17 protein-coding genes and 2 pseudogenes are annotated in these 20463 nt (G+C 71.2%); 15 read left to right on the top strand and 4 right to left on the bottom strand.

The window, feature by feature from the left end; translation table 11 throughout:
- Positions 1–90 precede the first annotated feature (90 nt).
- The 4 genes and pseudogenes from OHO27_RS06205 to OHO27_RS06190 all read left to right on the top strand — a co-directional run bounded on the left by OHO27_RS06205 (position 91) and on the right by OHO27_RS06190 (position 6598).
- A complete protein-coding gene (locus OHO27_RS06205; protein WP_328421070.1) occupies positions 91–855 on the top strand; it encodes a DeoR/GlpR family DNA-binding transcription regulator in 765 nt (254 codons plus the stop codon).
- The gene (locus OHO27_RS06200; protein WP_328421068.1) at positions 852–2192 is read left to right on the top strand and encodes a 6-phospho-beta-glucosidase; all 1341 of its coding nucleotides are present in this window, start codon (positions 852–854) and stop codon (positions 2190–2192) included. The genes OHO27_RS06205 and OHO27_RS06200 overlap by 4 nt, the downstream gene beginning before the upstream one ends.
- A 97-nt stretch (positions 2193–2289) precedes the next feature.
- A pseudogene (locus tag OHO27_RS06195) lies at positions 2290–5342 on the top strand (alpha-mannosidase).
- 5 nt (positions 5343–5347) lie between these two features.
- Entirely contained in the window at positions 5348–6598 is a 1251-nt protein-coding gene (locus tag OHO27_RS06190; RefSeq protein ID WP_328421066.1) for an alpha-L-fucosidase, read from the top strand.
- A gap of 250 nt (positions 6599–6848) precedes the next feature.
- On the opposite strand, the gene OHO27_RS06185 is transcribed toward OHO27_RS06190, so the two are convergent.
- Positions 6849–7982: an ATP-grasp domain-containing protein gene (locus OHO27_RS06185; protein ID WP_328421064.1), complete on the bottom strand. Its 1134-nt coding sequence runs from the start codon at positions 7980–7982 to the stop codon at positions 6849–6851.
- 313 nt (positions 7983–8295) lie between these two features.
- Between OHO27_RS06185 and OHO27_RS06180 the strand changes: the two genes are divergently transcribed.
- Positions 8296–9156, top strand: coding sequence for a metallophosphoesterase family protein (locus OHO27_RS06180; protein WP_328421062.1), 861 nt, complete (start codon positions 8296–8298; stop codon positions 9154–9156).
- Entirely contained in the window at positions 9153–9833 is a 681-nt protein-coding gene (locus OHO27_RS06175) for a 4'-phosphopantetheinyl transferase family protein (RefSeq protein ID WP_328421060.1), read from the top strand. Before OHO27_RS06180 ends, OHO27_RS06175 begins: the two co-directional genes overlap by 4 nt.
- Positions 9834–9860: 27 nt before the next feature.
- Here the strand turns inward: OHO27_RS06175 and OHO27_RS06170 are convergent, their stop codons facing one another.
- The 3 genes from OHO27_RS06170 to OHO27_RS06160 all read right to left on the bottom strand — a co-directional run bounded on the left by OHO27_RS06170 (position 9861) and on the right by OHO27_RS06160 (position 11448).
- A complete protein-coding gene (locus tag OHO27_RS06170; RefSeq protein WP_328421058.1) occupies positions 9861–10091 on the bottom strand; it encodes a hypothetical protein in 231 nt (76 codons plus the stop codon).
- A gap of 127 nt (positions 10092–10218) precedes the next feature.
- Complete coding sequence (locus OHO27_RS06165; protein ID WP_328430364.1) at positions 10219–10743, bottom strand: toxin-antitoxin system, toxin component; 525 nt, start codon at positions 10741–10743, stop codon at positions 10219–10221.
- Between the two features lie 54 nt (positions 10744–10797).
- Positions 10798–11448: a helix-turn-helix domain-containing protein gene (locus OHO27_RS06160; protein WP_328421056.1), complete on the bottom strand. Its 651-nt coding sequence runs from the start codon at positions 11446–11448 to the stop codon at positions 10798–10800.
- Between the two features lie 223 nt (positions 11449–11671).
- Here OHO27_RS06160 and OHO27_RS06155 point away from each other — a divergent pair, with 223 nt between their 5' ends.
- From OHO27_RS06155 to OHO27_RS06115, 9 genes and pseudogenes are all read left to right on the top strand, one after another.
- Positions 11672–12334, top strand: a complete 663-nt coding sequence (locus tag OHO27_RS06155; protein ID WP_328421054.1) for an MmyB family transcriptional regulator — start codon at positions 11672–11674, stop codon at positions 12332–12334.
- Positions 12335–12446: 112 nt separating this feature from the next.
- Entirely contained in the window at positions 12447–13598 is a 1152-nt protein-coding gene (locus tag OHO27_RS06150) for an NAD(P)/FAD-dependent oxidoreductase (protein ID WP_328421052.1), read from the top strand.
- Positions 13595–13897: a (2Fe-2S)-binding protein gene (locus OHO27_RS06145; RefSeq protein ID WP_328421050.1), complete on the top strand. Its 303-nt coding sequence runs from the start codon at positions 13595–13597 to the stop codon at positions 13895–13897. The genes OHO27_RS06150 and OHO27_RS06145 overlap by 4 nt, the downstream gene beginning before the upstream one ends.
- Positions 13890–15268, top strand: a pseudogene (locus OHO27_RS06140) (FAD/NAD(P)-dependent oxidoreductase). Before OHO27_RS06145 ends, OHO27_RS06140 begins: the two are co-directional and overlap by 8 nt.
- Complete coding sequence (locus tag OHO27_RS06135) at positions 15265–16155, top strand: dihydrodipicolinate synthase family protein (protein WP_328421048.1); 891 nt, start codon at positions 15265–15267, stop codon at positions 16153–16155. The pseudogene OHO27_RS06140 and the gene OHO27_RS06135 overlap by 4 nt, the downstream one beginning before the upstream one ends.
- Before the next feature lie 21 nt (positions 16156–16176).
- A complete protein-coding gene (locus tag OHO27_RS06130) occupies positions 16177–17178 on the top strand; it encodes a proline racemase family protein (protein WP_328421046.1) in 1002 nt (333 codons plus the stop codon).
- 53 nt (positions 17179–17231) lie between these two features.
- Positions 17232–17930: a GntR family transcriptional regulator gene (locus OHO27_RS06125; RefSeq protein WP_328421044.1), complete on the top strand. Its 699-nt coding sequence runs from the start codon at positions 17232–17234 to the stop codon at positions 17928–17930.
- Between the two features lie 50 nt (positions 17931–17980).
- The gene (locus OHO27_RS06120; protein WP_328421042.1) at positions 17981–18979 is read left to right on the top strand and encodes a LacI family DNA-binding transcriptional regulator; all 999 of its coding nucleotides are present in this window, start codon (positions 17981–17983) and stop codon (positions 18977–18979) included.
- A 131-nt stretch (positions 18980–19110) separates the two neighbouring features.
- Positions 19111–20457, top strand: a complete 1347-nt coding sequence (locus tag OHO27_RS06115; RefSeq protein WP_328421040.1) for an ABC transporter substrate-binding protein — start codon at positions 19111–19113, stop codon at positions 20455–20457.
- The last annotated feature ends 6 nt before the right edge of the window (positions 20458–20463 follow it).

The following is a 20463-nucleotide window of genomic DNA, read 5'->3' as shown; positions in this document are numbered from 1 at the left end:
GCGGAATCGTGCGCCGCTCCGCGGGATTGGTCAATACCCGAGCAGAAATGAGCATGGCGATGATTGAAGATGACGAGTAGTGTTCACGCCGTGCTGGCAGAACGACGACACCAACTCATCCTGCGGGCCCTGCGCTCCGGCGGCCCCGCGGCCGTGACCGATCTCTCCGAGCGGCTGGGTGTGAGCCCCGCCACGATCAGGCGTGACCTGGTCAAACTCGAGGAGGACGGCCTGCTCACGCGGGTGCATGGCGGCGCGGTCGTGGAGGAGGGCGACCAGCCCTTCGCCGAGGTCGCCGAGATGCGCGTGCCCGAGAAGGACGCCATAGCCGCGCACGCCGCCGCGATGATCGAAGACGGTCAGTCGGTGCTGCTCGACATCGGCACCACCGCCTTCCGGCTGGCCCGCCAGCTGCACGGCCGCCGCCTCACCGTGATCACCAGCAACCTGGTGGTCTACGAGGAGCTCGCCGACGACGAGGGCATCGAGCTGGTGCTGCTCGGCGGCATGGTCCGCCGCGAGTACCGCTCCCTGGTCGGTTTCCTCACCGAGGACAACCTGCGCCAGCTGCACGCCGACTGGCTGTTCCTCGGCACCAGCGGCGTGCGGGCCGGCGGGCAGGTCATGGACACCACGGTCGTCGAGGTGCCGGTCAAGCGGGCCATGATCCGGGCCGGCGACAAGGTCGTCCTGCTCGCCGACGGGGCGAAGTTCCCAGGGACCGGCATGGCCAAGGTATGCGGTCCCGAGGAGCTGGACATGGTGGTGACGAACGCTCCCGTGAACACGGCGACCCGGTCCGCCCTGGAGGAGGCCGGCGTCAAGGTGCTCGTGGCAGGAAAGGTGCAGGCGTGAAGCTGACGATTCTGGGCGGCGGCGGATTCCGCGTGCCGCTCGTGTACGGGGCCCTCCTGACGGACCGCGCGGAGGGCCGGGTCACCCGGGTCGTGCTGCACGACCTGGACACCGGCCGTCTGGACGCCGTGACCCGCGTGCTCGCCGAGCAGGCCGCCGGGGTGCCCGACGCGCCCGAGGTGAGCGCCACCGCCGACCTCGACGAGGCCCTGCGCGGCGCCGACTTCGTCTTCTCGGCGATCCGCGTCGGCGGCCTCGAAGGCCGGGCGAACGACGAGCGGGTCGCGCTCGCCGAGGGCGTCCTCGGCCAGGAGACGGTCGGCGCGGGCGGCATCGCCTACGGCCTGCGGACCGTCCCGGTCGCCGTCGAGATCGCCCAGCGGGTGGCCCGCCTCGCGCCGGACGCCTGGGTCATCAACTTCACCAACCCCGCCGGCCTGGTCACCGAGGCCATGTCCCGCCATCTCGGCGACCGCGTCATCGGCATCTGTGACTCGCCGGTCGGCCTCGGCCGCCGTATCGCCCGCGTGCTCGGCGTGAAGAACCCCGGCGAGGCGTGGATCGACTACGTCGGCCTCAACCACCTCGGCTGGGTGCGCGGCCTGCGCGTCGCCGGCCGCGACGAACTGCCGCGCCTGCTCGCCGACCCCGGCCTGCTCGGCTCCTTCGAGGAGGGCAAGCTCTTCGGCGTCGACTGGCTCCGGTCGCTCGGCGCCATCCCGAACGAATACCTGCACTACTACTACTTCAACCGCGAGGCCGTCCGCGCCTACCAGCAGGCCGACAAGACCCGCGGCGCCTTCCTGCGCGACCAGCAGGCCGGCTTCTACGAGCAGGTGCGCAACCCGGACGTCTCCGCGCTTCAGGCCTGGGACCGCACCCGCGCCGAGCGCGAGGCCACCTACATGTCCGAGAACCGGGAGACGGCCGGCGCCGGCGAGCGCGACGCCGACGACCTCTCCGGCGGGTACGAGAAAGTGGCGCTCGCGCTGATGCGGGCCATCGCCCGCGACGAGCGCACGACCCTGATCCTCAACGTCCGCAATCAGAACACCCTCGCGGTGCTCGACTCCGACGCCGTCATCGAGGTGCCCTGCATGGTCGATGCCAACGGCGCCCACCCGGTCGCCGTCGCCCCGCTGCCCGACCACGCCACCGGCCTCGTCTGCTCGGTCAAGGCGGTCGAGCGGGAGGTGCTCGCCGCCGCCGAGTCCGGCTCCCGAACGACTGCGGTGAAGGCCTTCGCGCTGCACCCGCTGGTCGACTCGGTGGGCGTCGCGCGCAGACTGGTCGAGGGCTACGCCGGGGTGCATCCCGGCCTCGCGTACCTTAAGTAGCGCCCGCCCCAGAAAGCGCTTCCACCCCTCGCCCCACCGGCCTCCACTCGGTACCCCTCGCTTCCCACCTCCGTTCTCTCCCTCCCTGGAGACCCTGATGCACGACGAACGCCGCCGGATCGAGGAACGCGTCGAGCGCGTCCACAACCAGCGCATCAAGCCCGCGATCTACTCGGCCACGGTCCCCTTCGAGGTCGAGGCCTGGCACGCGCCGGGGGAGCCCGTCTCCTTCGAGGAGGCCGCGGCCGCCCGGTACACACCCTTCGCGATGGACACTCCGTGGGGCCCGCCCTGGGGCACGACCTGGTTCCGGATGCGCGGCAGGGTGCCCGCCGAGTGGGCCGGGCGGCGCGTCGAGGCGGTCATCGACCTCGGCTTCGTCGGGGACTGGCCCGGCAACCAGGCCGAGGCCCTGGTCCACCTGCCGGACGGCAGGCCACTGAAGGCGGTCAACCCGCTCAACCAGTACGTGCCGATCGGCAACCCGGTCGCGGGCGGCGAGGAGATCGACTACCTGGTCGAGGCCGCCTCCAACCCCGACATCCTGGCCAACGACTTCGCGGCCCCGACCCCGCTCGGCGACGTCCTGACCGCGGGCGACAAACCTCTCTACACCTTCCAGCGCGCCGACATCGCCGTCCTGGACGAAGAGGTCTGGCACCTGGACCTGGACCTCCAGGTGCTGCGCGAGCTCATGGTCCACCTCGGCGAGCACGAACCGCGCCGCCACGAGATCATGCACGCCCTCGACCGGGCGATGGACGCCCTGGACCTCGACGACATCTCCGGGAGCGCCCCGGCCGTCCGCGAGGTGCTCGCGCCGGTGCTGGCCCGCCCCGCCCACGCCAGCGCGCACACGATCTCCGGTGTCGGCCACGCGCACATCGACTCCGCGTGGCTGTGGCCCATCCGCGAGACCAAGCGCAAGACGTCCCGCACCTTCTCGAACGTCACGTCCCTGGCCGACGAGTACGACGACTTCATCTTCGCCTGCTCGCAGGCCCAGCAGTACGAGTGGGTGCGCGACAACTACCCGCACGTCTGGGCCCGCATCCAGGAGTCCGTGAAGAAGGGCCAGTGGGCGCCGGTCGGCGGCATGTGGGTCGAGGCCGACGGCAACCTGCCCGGCGGCGAGGCCATCGCCCGCCAGTTGGTCCACGGCAAGCGGTTCTTCATCGAGCACTTCGGCGTCGAGACCAAGGGCGTCTGGCTGCCGGACTCCTTCGGCTACACCGCCGCCTACCCCCAGCTCGCCAAGCTCGCCGGCAACGACTGGTTCCTGACCCAGAAGATCTCCTGGAACCAGACCAACAAGTTCCCCCACCACACCTTCTGGTGGGAGGGCATCGACGGCACCCGCATCTTCACGCACTTCCCGCCGGTCGACACCTACAACGCCCGCTTCAGCGGTGAGGAGATGGACCGCGCCGTCCGCAACTACTCGGAGAAGGGCGGCGGTACACGCTCCCTCGCGCCCTTCGGCTGGGGCGACGGCGGTGGCGGCCCCACCCGCGAGATCATGGAGCGGGCGCGCCGGCTGGCGGACCTGGAGGGCTCACCGAAGGTCGTCATCGAGCACCCGGACGACTTCTTCGCCACGGCCCGCGAGGAGTACCCGGACGCCCCCGTGTGGGTCGGCGAGCTCTACCTCGAACTGCACAGGGCGACGTACACCTCCCAGGCCCGTACCAAGCAGGGCAACCGGCGCAGTGAACACCGGCTCCGCGAGGCCGAGTTGTGGGCGACGACGGCCGCGCTGCACGCGCCGGGCTACTCCTACCCGTACGAGAAGCTGGACCGGCTGTGGAAGACGGTGCTGCTGCACCAGTTCCACGACATCCTGCCGGGGTCGTCGATCGCCTGGGTGCACCGCGAGGCGGAGGCCGAATACGCGCGCGTGGCCGAGGAGCTGGAGGCGCTGACCGCCGAGGCGGTGGCCGCGCTGGGCGCCGACGGCACGCGGGTGTTCAACACCAGCCCCTTCGACCGGGCCGAGGTCGTCCGCACACCCGAGGGCGCACCGGCGTACGTCGAGGTCCCCGCGAGCGGCAGCGCACCGCCGGCCGACGCCGCGCCCGCACAGCCGGTGAAGGTCGAGGGCCGGGTCCTCGACAACGGCCTGGTGCGTGTCGAGGTGGCGCAGGACGGCACGCTCGCCTCGGTGCGGGATCTGCGGGCCGGCCGTGAAGTCCTCGCCGACAAGGGCAACCTGCTGCGTCTGCACACCGACCTCCCGAACTACTGGGACGCCTGGGACATCGACAAGCACTACAGGAACCGCTACACCGATCTGCTGGACGCGGACGCGGTCACCGTCGTCGAGGAGGACGCCCTCCTCGGGGCGATCCGGGTCACGCGGTCGTTCGGCAAGGGCTCGAAGGTCACCCAGACGATCACCCTGCGCGCCGGCAGCCCCCGAATCGACTTCGAGACCGAGATCGACTGGCACGAGGCCGAGAAGATCCTCAAGGCGGGCTTCCCGGTGGACATCCGCGCCCCGCACTCCTCCGCCGAGATCCAGTTCGGCCACATCCAGCGGCCCACCCACACCAACACCAGCTGGGAGGCGGCCCGCTTCGAGGTCGCCGGCCACCGCTGGGTGCACATCGCCGAGCCCGGCTACGGCGTCGCCGTCATCAACGACTCGACGTACGGCCACGACGTCACCCGCACGGTCCGCGACGACGGCGGTACGACGACCAGGGTCAGCCTCAGCCTGGTCCGCGCCCCGCGCGTGCCGGACCCCGAGGCCGACCAGGGCATGCACCGCTTCACCTACTCCCTGCTCCCCGGCGCGAGCATCGAGGACGCCGTCGCCGAGGGGTACGCCCTCAACCTCCCCTGCGGGTGGCGGATGCGGCAGGCGCGCCCGAGCCGGTCGTCTCCGTGGCCGGGGACGGCGTGACCGTCGAGGCGGTCAAACTGGCCGACGACCGGTCCGGCGACGTCGTCGTACGCCTCTACGAGTCCCGCGGCGGCCGTGCGAGCGGTGTCCTGCGCACCGGCTTCCCGCTCACCGGCGCCCAGGTGACCGACCTGCTGGAGCGCCCGCTTCAGGACGCGGACGTCACCGGCGACGGCGGGGTCGCGGTCGCCCTGCGTCCCTTCCAGGTCCTCACGCTCCGCCTGCAGCGCGCGGAAGGGAGCTGAGCGGGGTGCCGATGCAACCCTGGTTCACCGACGCCAAGTTGGGGATCTTCGTCCACTGGGGCATCTACGCCGTCGACGGTGTGCAGGAGTCCTGGTCGTTCTACGACGACATCGTCCCGTACGACCGGTACATGTCCCAGTTCGACCGCTTCACCGCCTCCCGCTACGACCCGCGCGACTGGGCGAGGCTCTTCGCGCGGGCCGGTGCCAAGTACGCCGTCCTGACCAGCCGTCACCACGACGGCGTGGCCCTGTGGGACACGGCCCACGGCGAACTGAACGTGGGCCGCGACCTGATCGGCGGCTACGCGGACGCCCTGCGCGAGCAGGGCCTCAAGGTAGGGCTCTACTACTCGCACTCGGACTGGAGCCACCCCGACTACGCCTCCACGCGCAAGCCCGGCCGCCCGCCGGAGCTGGAGGACAACCGGTACTCCGAAGTCGCCGCGGAACTCGAGGACCTGGACGCCTGGGAACGTTTCCTCGCCTACCGGGACGGCCAGATCCGCGAGCTGACCTCCCGCTACAAACCGGACCTGATGTGGTTCGACGGCGAGTGGGACCGCAGCGAGGAGCAGTGGCGCATCCCCGAACTCGCCACGCTGATCCGCTCCGAGGTGCCGGACGTCGTCTTCAACGCCCGCATGCTCAGCGAGGGCGACTACGCGACCCCGGAACAGGGGGCCCCGGTCATACCGCCGGAAGGCCCGTGGGAGCTGTGCCTGACGATCAACGACTCCTGGGGCCACCAGCACCACGACCACAACCACAAGTCGGTCGACCAGCTGATCCGCTACTTCGCCGAGACGATCGGCGCAGGCGGCAACCTGCTCCTGAGCGTCGGACCCCGCGAGGACGGCACGATCCCGGCGGAGCAGGCCGAGCGGCTGGAGGGGCTCGGCGACTGGATCGCCAAGCACGCGGAGGCGGTGTACGGCACCGGGCGCGGCCTTCCGGCCGGACACCACTACGGCCCGAGCACCCTGTCCGAGGACCGCCGCACCCTGTACCTGATCGTCTTCGACGTCCCGCGCGCCGAGATCAACGTACGCGGGCTGCTCGGCTCGGTACGCCGGGTCACGGTCGTCGGCACCGGCACGGAACTGGGCCACCGCATCACCGGCGGCCTCCATGAGACGCCGGGCGTGCTGTGGATCGAGCCGCCCACCGAGGCCGACCTCGACCCGCATGCCACGGTGCTCGCCGTGGAACTGGACGGGGAGTTGGAGCTGTACCGGGGCTCGGGCCGTTTCTGACCCGGGAAACGCCTTCGGGCCGGCCGGCCGCTGCCCCCGTGACAGCGCCTGCCGGCCCGAAGCCCCCGTACTTCCCCCGTGGTGGTGCTTCCCCCCGTGGATCCCCCGTGTTTCCCGGTCCCCCGTTGCCTTTCACTCTTATGAGCGCGCGGTCGGCGCCGTGATACACCCTGCCGGGAAAAACTTTTCGAACTCCGTCATCGGGTTCGTTCGTCGGGCAACTTGAAGCGGGCAGCTTGAAGCGGGCAACCTAGAGCGGCAGAGCCTGAGCCGCCCCGCTACCGACGGAGTCAACCGGTGCCGGCGCGGGCACCGTCGGCAGCAGCGGCGCCTCGACCTCCGACCGCTGCTGCGGAATGGACACCGGGCGCAGGGGCCGCGGCCCGGACACCACCGTGTAGTCCTGCCCGAGGAACGGCGGAACCACCTCGCCCGGATCGTCGCCCAGCGCCAGCTGAACGGCCAGCCACGGCACATTGACCCCGCACAGCGACAGCTGGTGCAGTCCGCCGGCCGGCCGGGTGTTGACGTCCATCAGCACCGGCGTCCGGCCGAACATCCGGAACTGGATGTTGGACAGATAGTGCAGCCCGAACCCCTCCGCGATCAGCCGCGCAGGCTCCAGCCACGGCTCCTGGACGGTGAACCCACGACGGCGACCGTTCTTGATCCGGCCGATCGCCAGCCGCACCCGGTTGTCCGGACCGGTGAGGCAGTCCACCGACACCTCAGGCTGCTCCAGGCGCGGCATCACCAGCCAGTCCACCGGCTCGTCGGTCCGCCGCAACGCGTCCAGCACCAGATCCAGTTGCACATACGGCGTCGGGAACCCGTCGAGGTGCATCAGCGAGAAGGGGGCGCGGGTGATGACGCGGAAGCCCACGCCGCCCGCACCGGACGCCGGCTTGAAGCAGGCCTTGTGACCGGCCTCCTCCAACTCCTCGACGGCGGCGAGCAGTTCGTCGGCGTTGCGCACCCGCCACCACGGCGGCACCGGCACCCCGACCGCCTGCACGGCCTCGTACGCGATCACCTTGTCGTGGAAGACCGCGACGGCCTCCGGCGGCGGCGCGAGCAGCGCCGTACCGACCGCCTCGAAGTCCGCCCGGTGGGCCACGATCGCCGACTGGTGCAGCCGGGGCACAAACACGTCGATGCCGCGGCGCCTGCATTGGGCGAGGGCGTACTCGACGTAACCGGCCGGGGACAGGCCCTCGGGCTCCAGTTCGGCGGTGTCGGCGGCGGCCAGCACGGGGGAGTCGGCGTCCCCGTGCGTCGCATGGATCTCGACGGCCCGATCGCTGGGATTTCGTCGCAGCTGATCCATGAAGAACACGTTCTCCGCGTACGTGCGGTTGAGCCAGACGCGTACGCGAGAGACCATGCAGGGCCGTCCTTTCGGGTTCGCGGGCAGGGCGAAGCAGACCCGTGCCCGGGCAGGGTGTTTGGAGGGACACCAAACCGCCCCGTGCGAAGGGACGTCCATGGCGGTGGTGTTGCGGCGATCATACGGCTTTCAAGGGGTGCCGCGTGCAACGTACGTGTTACGGAAATGCGGATGGTTCCTGACCGTCCCGGTCACCCCGCCCCCGACCGCCCGGACAGCGCCCTGCGACGCGACGACGTGATCCGGCCTTGTGCCCCGAACGCGGCCTGTGTTCTCGTAAGGTCATTCGTGTGATCGAAAGGGGCGAGGGGTGACGTCGACGGCCGGCGGTGCCGGACAGCTGCTGGCCATCAGTGACCTGCACATCGGATACGAGGAGAACCGCGCGCTCGTCGAGCGGATGCGCCCCGGCAGCGATGACGACTGGCTGCTCGTCGCCGGTGACGTGGCGGAGACCGTGGCCGACATCGGCTGGGCGCTCAAGACCCTCGCCGGCCGCTTCCGCAAGGTCGTCTGGGCCCCCGGCAACCACGAACTGTGGACCCACCCCAAGGACTCCGTCACCCTGCGCGGCGTCGCCCGCTACGAGCACCTGGTCGACCTGTGCCGCGAGCTCGGCGTGACGACCCCCGAGGACCCGTACCCCGTCTGGGACGGCCCGGGCGGCCCGGTGGCCGTGGCGCCGCTGTTCCTGCTGTACGACTACTCCTTCCTGCCCTCCGGCTGCACGACCAAGGAGGAGGGACTGGCGTACGCGCACGGGACCGGGGTCGTGTGCAACGACGAGTACCTGCTGCACCCCGACCCCTACCCGTCACGCGAGGCCTGGTGCGAGGCCAGGGTCGCCGAGACCGAGCGCAGGCTCGCCGCACTGCCCGAGGACCTGCCCACCGTCCTCGTCAACCACTACCCGCTGGACCGGCACCCCACGGACGTGCTGTGGTACCCCGAGTTCGCCATGTGGTGCGGTACCCGGCGGACCGCGGACTGGCACCGCAGGTTCCGGGTCGAGACGATGGTCTACGGCCACCTCCACATCCCGCGGACCACCTGGCACGAGGGCGTCCGCTTCGAGGAGGTGTCGGTGGGATACCCCCGCGAGTGGCGCAAGCGACCCGACCCGCCGGGACGGCTGCGCACGATTCTGCCCAAGGAGGACCGGGCCCGTTGATCGAGGAACTGCTGCCGGCCCCGGTGGCCACCGTCGAGGCTTACGGCGACGAGGAGCCCGGGCACACGGCCCTGTACCCCGAGGAGGAGGCGGTCGTGGCGAAGGCGGTCTTCAAGCGCCGCCGGGAGTTCGCCGTCGTACGCTCCTGCGCGCGCAGCGCCATGGAGAAGCTCGGCGTGCCCGCCCAGCCGATCCTGCCCGGTGAGCGCGGCGCCCCGGGCTGGCCGGCCGGACTGATCGGCAGCATGACCCACTGCGAGGGCTACGGCGCCGCCGCGCTGGCCCGCGCCACCGAACTGGCCTCCCTCGGCATCGACGCCGAACCCCACCAGCCGCTCCCGGAGGGCGTCCTGCCCGCCGTCGCCCTGCCCGCCGAGGTGGACCGGCTGCGCCGCCTGGCCGACGACCACCCCGGCATCCACTGGGACCGGCTGCTCTTCAGCGCCAAGGAGTCCGTCTACAAGGCGTGGTTCCCGCTCACCGCGAAGTGGCTGGACTTCACCGAGGCCGACCTCGACGTCTTCGCCGACTCCGGTGAACAGCACAGCGGCGGCTTCCGCGCCCGGCTCCTCGTCCCGGGCCCGCTGGTGGGCGACCGGCGCGTCGACCGGTTCGAGGGCCGGTGGACGGTCCGGCGGGGGCTGGTGGCGACAGCGGTGAGTGTGCCGCACACCTGAGCCCCCGCGGGCCCGCTGCGGGACCGGCTACGGCTCCGCCGGGCACCAGCTCTGCAGCAGCCGGAAGAACTCCTCCTCGTTGCCCGTCAGGCCGGCGTCCGCCAGCGCCTGTTCCGCCTCGGCGAGGACGGCGGGCGGGACGACGGGTGGTCGGCGGGAGCCGGGAGGACCGTCGAACGCGGCTCGTACGGTGTGCAACAGCCGCAGGTAGGCCTGTACGGCGGTGCGCTCGCGGTCGGTCAGTACGGCGGTGGGCATCGGTCGGCTCTCCCCGGTTCGGCGTCGTCGCGTCACGCCCGCACATGAGGGCGCACCACCAGCTTGCCGTCCACCACTGACAATCGGGTTCGTCCACCGCCCGGACGTGGGCCCGACGTTCCCTCGATCAGCCCTGCGGGCCGAGATAACCCAGTGACGCCTCGATCCGCCCCGCCAGATGGTCCCGCTGCCCGCGCACCGAGGAAACGGCCAGCCATGTACGGCACTTGCTGGCCAGCAGCAGCCCGAAGGTCTCGGCCTCCTTCTCCTCGGCCTGGTCGAAGTGGCTGCGGGCGGCGACCTTCAGGATCGTCGAGTGCAGGTCGGCGTCGTCGTCGAGGAGGCGGGCCGCCACGCTGGCGCCCTCAATGCTGTGGCTGCAGTGCCCGGCCTTCATGTGCCACAGCTCGTGGCCGAGGATCACCAGCTGGTGGTCGGGCGCGGTGCGTTCCTCGATCACGACGAGGTCCTGGTCGGCCATGTCGAGCCACAGTCCGCTGGCGGTGCCGGGCGGGAAGGCGGCCGTACGGAAGTGGACGGGCCGGCCGCGGCGTCTGCTCATCGCGCCGCACAGGGCGCTGTACAGCTTCTCGGGCGGCGAGGGTGCGGGGAGCGTCAGCTCCGCGACCAACTCGCCGCACAGGCGGCGCATTTCCCTACCGATGCCCACAGTTCTCCCGTTCTCCCCCCGGTTTTCCCCTCCGGATCACGACTCGGGCCGCTTGACGCTTTCCAAGAGCATGTCCAGCCACTCCGCGACCTTGTCGCGATGCTGGTCGGTGGGCAGTTGGGCGGCCCGCCAGGCGATACCGCGCACCCCGTGGTCCTGCAGCAGCCTCTCCAGCGGGTCCTCGGCAGCCTGGGCCGCCTCGCGCTGCGCGAGCTTTTGCAGCAGGTCCTGCTCGGTGCGCTGGAGCGCGCCCGCGAGTGCCTCGGGGTCCTCGGCCGTGAGGAATCCGGCGTGGACGCGGAAGAAGCGCTGGATGGCGTCGCAGTGCTCCATGGTGGGGCGCCGGTCGCCGTTGATGAGGGCGCCGGCCTGCTGCCGTGACATGCCCGCGCCGTCGGCGATCTCCTGCTGGGTGTACCGGCGGCCGTTCGGCTTGACGCGGGTGCGGCGCAGGAGGTCGAGTCGCTGCAGGAACCGGGCCTGTACGTCGGGCTCTCCTGCCGGGCGGCCGCTCAGCAGCGCCTTGACCACGGGCTCCGGGACGCCGGAGGCCACGCACAGACGGCCGGTGTCGAAGACCTCCGCGTGCGGTACGCCGAGCCGGTCGGCGAGCGCGGTGACGCGAGCGACGACGGCCGGCAGCTCAGTCGTCGGTATGACGCCCGGACCCTCGATGCCATCCGTCACCGACAGATCTCCTAAAGCTCTCACAGGCTTCTCACAAGCGGTCGCGGTGAACTGGACGGAGATTACCGGGTAGTTCGAACTCACATCCAGGTCTCGCCACAACTGTGGCCAATTTCAGCCGTCAACAGGCACGAAATGCCACGATAGTTGACACCGCTCCGGCCCGGGCAGCAGGATCAAGGCGCCGCGTGAAGGCCGCATAGGCAAGAGGGGTGACCTCCCGATGGCATATCAGGCAGGTGGGCAGCGGTCCGTACCGCGGCCCGTCCCCGAGAGGCCCGAGGCCGAGGCGTACCTGCGGGACTACGCCACCCTCGTCGAAGCCGTGCCCTTCCCGTCCGTCATCGTCGACCACCGCTGGGACGTCGTTCTGGCGAACACCGCTTTCGCGTCACTTTTCCGCGGTGTGGGCCCGCATCCGACGGCCATGCCCGCCGACAACTTCCTCAAGTTCGTGCTCTTCCACCCGGACGCGAGCACCGTCCTCGGTGAGCACGAGTCCAGCTGGTGCCTGCCGATGCTGGCCCGCTTCGCGGCCACCGTGGAGCGGCACGGTCACGACCACGGTGTGCAGGCCATCCGCCGGGAGATCGCCCAGGACCCGATCATGGAGGCCGCCTACCGGCAGGGCCTGCCGCACTGGATCCGCGCGGTCGGCGAGCGGGCCGCCGAACTGGACGGTGCCGTACGGCCGCTGCTGCACCCCGACCCGCGCTGGGGCGCCACCGACTGCCGGGTCGTCGACGAGACGCCCCGGACCCTTCAGGAGCTGGGCTACACCCGGCTGACGCTGGTCCTGCGCGAGGTGCGCCGCGACCGGCCGAGGGTGCGCGGGGCCCGAGCCGCCGCGGCCCACCTGCACGTGGTGCCTTCCCCCGAGGACTGAACGGGGCACCGTCGGCGTTCAGGTCGCCGGCGGCGCCCCGTCAGCACGATTTCGGCACGGAGACGCTGTCGGCCCTGTTCCGTCACAGGGTGGTGTGTGACATAGTACTGGCGTGAGCGAGCGACTGACCTGCGACGTCGTGGTCGTCGGAGCCGGGATGGTGGGCGCGGCCTGCGCACTGTACGCGGCCCGGGCGGGCCTCGCCGTGATCCTCGTCGACCGTGGCCCGGTGGCCGGCGGCACCACCGGCGCCGGCGAGGGCAACCTCCTTGTCTCCGACAAGGAACCGGGCCCCGAGCTCGATCTCGCGCTGCTGTCCGGCCGTCTGTGGGCCGAGCTGGCGCAGGAGTTCGGGCCCGCCGTCGAGTACGAGGCGAAGGGCGGCGTCGTCGTGGCCTCGTCCCCGGCCGGGCTCGCGGCGCTGGAGCGGTTCGCCGACGGGCAGCGGGCAGCCGGAGTCATCGCCGAGCCAGTCGCGGGGGACCGCCTGTACGACCTCGAACCCCACCTGGCCCCCGGCCTGCCGGGCGCCGTCCACTACCCCCAGGACTGCCAGGTCATGCCCGCCCTGGCCGCCGCCCACCTGGTCCGCGCCTCGGGCGCCCGCCTGCTCACCGGCCGGACCGTGACGCACGTCCTGCGCACTGCGGACGGTGCCGTACGCGGAGTCCGCACGGACTACGGCGACATCCACGCCCCGGCCGTCGTCAACGCGGCCGGCACCTGGGGCGGCGAACTCGCCGCACTGGCGGGCGCCCACGTCCCCGTCCTCCCCAGACGCGGCTTCGTCCTCGTCACCGAACCGCTGCCGCGCCTGGTCCGCCACAAGGTGTACGCCGCCGACTACGTGGCCGACGTCGCCAGCGACTCGGCAGCGCTGCAGACCTCCCCGGTCGTCGAGGGCACGGCGGCGGGCCCGATCCTCATCGGGGCGAGCCGGGAACGCGTCGGCTTCGACCGGACCTTCTCCCTGCCCGTCGTACGGGCACTGGCGGCGGGCGCGACGCGACTGTTCCCGTTCCTCGCCGAGGTCCACGCCATGCGCGCCTATCTGGGCTTCCGCCCGTACCTGCCCGACCACCTGCCCGCCCTCGGCCCCGACCCCCGGGTCCCCGGCCTGCACCACGCCTGCGGCCACGAGGGCGCCGGCATCGGACTCGCCACCGGCACCGGCCACTTGATCGCACAGGCCCTGACCACGAAGACCCCCGACCTGGACCTGACACCGTTCCGCCCCGACCGCTTCGCCGAGGACGCCGCATGAGAACCCCTCTGGACCTCGCCGACGCCCAGCCCGGCCCGGCCTTCTCAGTCACCCTGGACGGCCGCGAGATCGAGGCCCTGCCCGGGCAGACGGTCGCCGCCGCACTCTGGGCGGCCGGGATCACCTCCTGGCGGACCACCCGGGGCGAGGGCCGCCCACGCGGCGTCTTCTGCGGCATCGGCATCTGCTTCGACTGCCTGGTCACCGTCAACGACCGCCCGAACCAGCGGGCCTGCATGCTGCCGCTGCACCCGGGCGACACAATCCGGACGCAGGAGGGGACGGGCCACGATGACTGATCTGGCGGTGATCGGCGCGGGCCCGGCGGGCCTCGCCGCGGCGGTGGCGGCTGCTGCGGAGGGCGTGCGGGTGGCGCTGGTCGACTCGGCGGCGGACGTCGGGGGCAGTTCTACCGGCAGCCCGCGCCCGCACTCCGTGCCCGTCGCGCGCAGGCCCTGCACCATCAGTGGCGAACTTGGGAGCGGCTGCGGGACGGTCTGGCCCACAGTGACGTCAGGCTTCTGATGGGTCATCATGTCTGGGGCGTGGAACGGGACTTCGAGGGTTTCGCAGTGCACGCCCTGCTCGGTCCCGAGCAGGGGGAGCCGGCCGTCGTGCGGGCCCGCGCCGTACTCCTCGCCACCGGCGGTTACGAGCGGGTGCTTCCCTTCCCCGGCTGGACCCTGCCCGGTGTCGTCACCGCCGGTGGGGCGCAGGCGATGCTCAAGGGCGGGCTCGTGGTGCCGGGGCGCACGGCGGTCGTCGCCGGGACCGGGCCGCTGCTGCTGCCCGTGGCGACCGGGCTCGCGGCGGCGGGCGTCGAGATCGCGGCGCTCGTGGAGGCGGCCGACCCCAAGTCCCTCCTACGGCACGGTCACGCGCTGGCCGCCAAGCTGCCCGAGGGCGCCGGATACGCGGCCCGCCTCCTGCGCCACCGCGTCCGACTCCTCGCCCGGCACACGGTCGTCCGCGCCCACGGCGACGACCGGCTCACCGGGGTCACCGTCGCCGCCCTCGACGCCGACGGGCGCGTCCGGCCCGGAACCGAGCGGCACCTGCCCTGCGACACCCTCGCCGTCGGGCACGGCATGCTCCCGCACACCGACCTCGCCGAGACCCTCGGCTGCCGCCTGGACGGGCTGACGGTCGCCGTCGACGACGAGCAGCGCACGGACGTGCCCGAGGTGTGGGCGGCGGGGGAGTCCACCGGCGTCGGCGGCTCGGCTCTCGCGCTCGCCGAGGGCCATATCGCCGGACTCTCCGCCGCCGCCCGCCTGAAGGGCACCGAACCCGACCCCGCGCGGTGGGCGGGGGCCGCCAAGTCCCGTACCGGACTTCGCAAGCTCGCCGCCGCCCTCGACGCCGCCTTCCCGCCGCCCGCGCACTGGAGCGACCAGGTCACCGACGACACCCTCGTCTGCCGCTGCGAGGAGGTCACCGCCGGTGCCGTGCGCGAGGCCGTGGACGAACTCGGCGCGGGTGACGTCCGCACCGTGAAACTGCTGACCCGGGCCGGAATGGGCTGGTGCCAGGGACGTGTGTGCGGTCCTGCGGTCGCCGGGCTCGCCGGATGCGAACTCACCCCGTCCCGGCGGCCGTTCGCACGCCCCGTACCGCTCGGTGTACTCGCCCGGCAACACGACAACGCCACTCGGAGAGGAACCTCATGACCGACCACCGTCCCTGGCGCGGAGTCCTCGTCGCCACCGCGCTCCCGCTCGACGACGACCTCCGTGTCGACCACGGCAGGTATGCCGAGCACTGCGCCTGGCTGGTCGACAACGGCTGTGACGGCGTCGTTCCGAACGGCTCCCTCGGGGAGTACCAGGTCCTCACGCCCGAAGAGCGGGCGAAGGTCGTTCGGACGGCGGTCGCCGCGATCGGTGGCTCGCGGGTGATGCCGGGTGTGGCCGCCTACGGCTCGGCCGAGTCCCGCCGTTGGGCCGAACAGGCCCGTGACGCCGGCTGCGAGTCCGTGATGCTGCTGCCGCCCAACGCCTACCGGGCGGACGAGCGGTCGGTGCTGTCGCACTACGCGGAGGTCGCCAAGGCCGGCATCCCGGTCGTGGCGTACAACAACCCCATCGACACCAAGGTCGACCTCGTACCCGAACTGCTCGCGAAGCTGCACGGCGAGGGGTACGTCCAGGCGGTCAAGGAGTTCTCCGGCGACGTCCGCCGCGCCTACCGGCTCGCCGAACTCGCGCCGGATCTCGACCTGTTGATCGGCGCCGACGACGTCCTGCTGGAGCTCGCGATCGCCGGCGCCAAGGGCTGGGTCGCCGGCTACCCGAACGCGCTGCCGAGGTCCACCGTGGAGCTGTACCGCGCGGCCGTCGGCGGCGACCTCGCCACCGCCAAGCAGCTCTACGCACAGTTGCACCCGCTGCTGCGCTGGGACTCCAAGGTCGAGTTCGTGCAGGCGATCAAGCTGTCCATGGACGTCGTGGGCCGCCACGGGGGACGCTGCCGTCCACCGCGGGTGCCGCTGCTGCCGGACCAGGAGTCCACGATCCGCGCCGCAACCGAGAAGGCCGTCGCGGCAGGGCTCGCGTAACACGCCGGAGGAGACCCGATCATGCGCAGCAAACTCGTCCTGCACTGCGTCGACTCGCACACCGAGGGCATGCCCACCCGCGTGATCACCGGCGGCGTCGGCACGATCCCGGGCGCGACCATGAACGAGCGGCGCCTGTACTTCCGTGAGCACCGCGACGCCATCAAGCAGCTCCTGATGAACGAGCCGCGCGGCCACTCGGCGATGAGCGGAGCGATCCTCCAGCCGCCCACCCGCCCCGACTGCGACTGGGGCGTGATCTACATCGAGGTCTCCGGCTATCTGCCGATGTGCGGGCACGGCACGATCGGAGTGGCGACCGTGCTCGTCGAGACCGGCATGGTCGAGGTCGTCGAGCCGGTCACCACGATCCGGCTCGACACCCCGGCGGGCCCGGTCGTCGCCGAGGTGGCCGTGGAGGACGGCGCCGCGAAGGCGGTCACCCTCCAGAACGTGCCGTCCTTCTCCGTCGCCCTCGACCGCAAGATCACCCTGGCCGACGGGCGCGCGGTGACATACGACATGGCATACGGCGGCAACTTCTACGCCATCCTGCCGCTGGACCAGTTCGGGCTGCCCTTCGACCGGTCCCGCAAGGACGACATCCTGCAAGCCGGTCTCTCCCTGATGGCGGCGATCAACGCCGAGGAGGAACCCGTCCACCCCGAGAACCCCTCCATCCGCGGCTGCCACCACGTCCACCTGATCGCCCCCGGCGCGACCGCCCGCCACTCCCGGCACGCGATGGCCATCCACCCGGGCTGGTTCGACCGCTCACCCTGCGGCACGGGCACCAGCGCGCGCATGGCGCAGCTGCACGCGCGAGGTGAACTCCCGCTGCACACCGAGTTCGTGAACGAGTCGTTCATCGGCACCCATTTCACGGGCCGGCTGCTCGGCACCACCGAGGTCGCGGGCCGGCCGGCCGTCCTGCCGAGCTTCACCGGCCGGGCGTGGATCACGGGCACGGCGCAGTATCTGCTCGATCCGTCGGACCCGTTCCCGGCCGGGTTCGTGCTCTGAACGTCGACGATAATGTGCCGCGTAACGCGTGACATTGCACAGCTAGGAGAGTCATGGCCGCCCAGCGCACCAGCGCCCCGCCCGCCGCAGCCGGCCCGGCGCTGCCCTCCCTGGGCGGCAAGAGGAGCAGCTACCGGGAGCGCGTCGCCGACGCCCTGCGGGCCGCGCTGATCGCCGGAGAGCTGCGCCCGGGCGAGGTGTACTCGGCGCCCACGCTCGCCGCCCGCTTCGGCGTCTCGGCGACCCCGGTGCGCGAGGCCATGCTGGACCTGGCCAAGGAGGGCCTGGTCGACACCGTCCCCAACAAGGGCTTCCGGGTCACCGCGGTCTCCGAGAAGCAGCTCGACGAGTACACCCACATCCGCGCGCTCATCGAGATCCCCACGGTGGTCGAGCTGGCCAGGACCGCCGACAAGGTCTCCCTGCAGGCGCTGCGCCCGGCGGCCAGGGAGATCGTCCAGGCCGCGGTCTCCGGTGATCTCATCGCCTACGTCGAGGCCGACACCCGCTTCCACCTCGGCCTGCTCGCCCTCGCCGGCAACGCCCACCTCGTCGAGGTCGTCGGCGACCTCCGCAACCGCTCCCGCCTCTACGGCCTGACCGCGCTCGTCCAGGCAGGCCGGCTGCTGGCCTCCGCCGAGGAGCACCTCGAACTCCTCGACGCGCTGCTCGCCCGCGACGAGAAGGCCGTGCGCGAGGTCATGACCCGGCACCTGGGGCACGTTCGCGGACTGTGGGCAGCGAAGAAATAGCCGGTACCAAGACGCAAGCCACTTGCATCACTTGCGCTATTCTTGCGCGCATGACGCGACGACTTGCGGAAGTGGCGAAGAAGGTCGGGGTCAGCGAGGCGACGGTCAGCCGGGTGCTCAACGACAAGCCCGGCGTCTCCGAGGCCACCCGGCAGGCGGTGCTCTCGGCTCTGGACGTCCTCGGTTACGAGCGGCCCACGCAACTGCGCGGGGAACGCGCCCGGCTCGTCGGCCTGGTCCTCCCCGAGCTCCAGAATCCGATCTTCCCGGCGTTCGCCGAAGTGATCGGCGGGGCGCTCGCCCAGCTCGGACTGACGCCGGTGCTGTGCACGCAGACCAAGGGCGGGGTGTCCGAGGCCGACTATGTCGCGCTGCTGCTGCAACAGCAGGTCTCCGGCGTCGTCTTCGCCGGCGGGCTGTACGCCCAGGCCGACGCGCCGCACGACCACTACAAGGAGCTCGCCGACCGCAACATCCCGGTCGTGCTGGTCAACGCGGCCATCGAGCACCTCGGCTTCCCCGCCGTGTCGTGCGACGACGCCGTGGCCGTCGAGCAGGCCTGGCGGCATCTGGCCTCGCTGGGTCACGAGCGCATCGGGCTGGTGCTCGGGCCGGGCGACCACGTGCCGTCGGCGCGCAAGCTGGCCGCCGCGCGGGGCGTCGCCGGGGAGTTGCCCGAGGAGCACGTGGCGCGGGCCATCTTCTCGATCGAGGGCGGTCACGCCGCCGCCTCCCGGCTGATCGACCGAGGCGTCACCGGCATCATCTGCGCCAGCGACCCGCTCGCGCTCGGGGCGATCAGGGCCGCCCGCCGCAAGGGACTTGACGTACCGTCACAGATTTCCGTGGTCGGCTACGACGACTCGGCGTTCATGAACTGCACGGAGCCTCCCCTCACCACCGTCCGTCAGCCCATCGAGGCCATGGGGCGGGCGGCGGTGGAACTGCTGAACGCGCAGATCGCGGGCACCGCCGTGCCGGCGGACGAGCTGCTCTTCGAGCCGGAACTGGTGGTGCGGGGATCGACGGCTCAGGCGCCCCGCTCCTGACACCTGCCCTGCCGTACCGGACATCCAATGAGCTGTTAGAAAATTTCAAATCTTGCGCGACATCTTGCGGACCGATGTCGGCGGTGCTTGAGTGTGCGGCGCCCACCGCTCCTGCCCAGAGGGGTCCACCGATGAGAAGCACCGGGTTCCGCCGTACCTTTGCCGCGCTGAGCGTCTGCTCCCTCGCTCTGGTCGTCTCCGCCTGCGGGTCGGGCGACGACTCGGCGAGCGGAAAGACCCGCATCACGGTCAACTGCATGCCGCCCAAGAGCGCCAAGGTCGACCGCCAGTTCTTCGAGCAGGACATCGCGTCCTTCGAGAAGCAGAACCCGGACATCGACGTCGTGGCCCATGACGCGTTCCCCTGCCAGGACCCGAAGACGTTCGACGCCAAGCTCGCCGGCGGGCAGATGGAGGACGTCTTCTACACGTACTTCACGGACGCCCGGCACGTCGTCGACATCAACCAGGCGGCCGATCTCACCCCGTACCTCAAGGAGTTGAAGAGCTACGAGACCGTCCAGCAGCAGCTGCGCGACATCTACACCGTCGACGGCAAGGTCTACGGCATCCCGCGCACCGGCTACTCGATGGGCCTGATCTACAACAAGAAGCTCTTCACCGAGGCCGGTCTCGACCCCGAGAAGCCCCCGGCGACCTGGGAGGAGCTGCGCGCCGCGGCCAAGAAGATAGCCGGTCTCGGCAACGGCACCGTCGGATACGCCGACTACAGCGCCCAGAACCAAGGGGGCTGGCACTTCACCGCCGAGCTCTACTCCCAGGGCGGGGACGTGGTGAGCGCCGACGGCAAGCAGGCCACGATCGACACCCCGGAGGGCCGCGCCGTGCTGCAGAACCTGCACGACATGCGGTGGACCGACAACTCGATGGGCAGCAAGCAGCTCCTCGTCATCAACGACGTCCAGCAGATGATGGGCTCCGGCAAGCTCGGCATGTATCTCTCGGCCCCGGACAACATCCCGATCCTGGTCAAGGAGAAGGGCGGCAACTACGAGGACCTCGCCCTCGCCCCCATGCCCGGCGGCAAGGGCACGCTCATCGGCGGCGACGGCTACATGTTCAACAAGAAGGCCGACCCCGAGCAGATCCGCGCCGGACTGAAGTGGCTGGACCACATGTTCCTCACCCCCGGAGACGGCTTCCTCGGCGACTACGCCCGCGCCAAGAAGAACGACGCCCCCGTCGGACTGCCCGAACCCCGTCTGTTCTCCGGTGCCGCCGACGCCAAGGACCAGCAGGTCAAGGAGGCCAACGCGAACGTACCGGTGGAGAACTACCAGGCGTTCCTCGACGGTAACCAGAGCCTCGACATGAAGATCGAGCCGCCCAGCGCCCAGCAGATCTACTCCGTCCTCGACGGCGTCGTCTCGGCAGTCCTCACCAAGAAGGACGCCGACATCGACCAGTCCCTGAAGGACGCCTCAGGCAAGATCGACGGCATTCTGGCGCGAGGCTGACGGGCC

The organism is Streptomyces sp. NBC_00443, assembly GCF_036014175.1.
In the GTDB taxonomy this organism is placed as follows: domain Bacteria; phylum Actinomycetota; class Actinomycetes; order Streptomycetales; family Streptomycetaceae; genus Streptomyces.
Note: the sequence above shows the minus strand (reverse complement) of the source record. Positions and strands in the feature narration are given on the sequence as shown.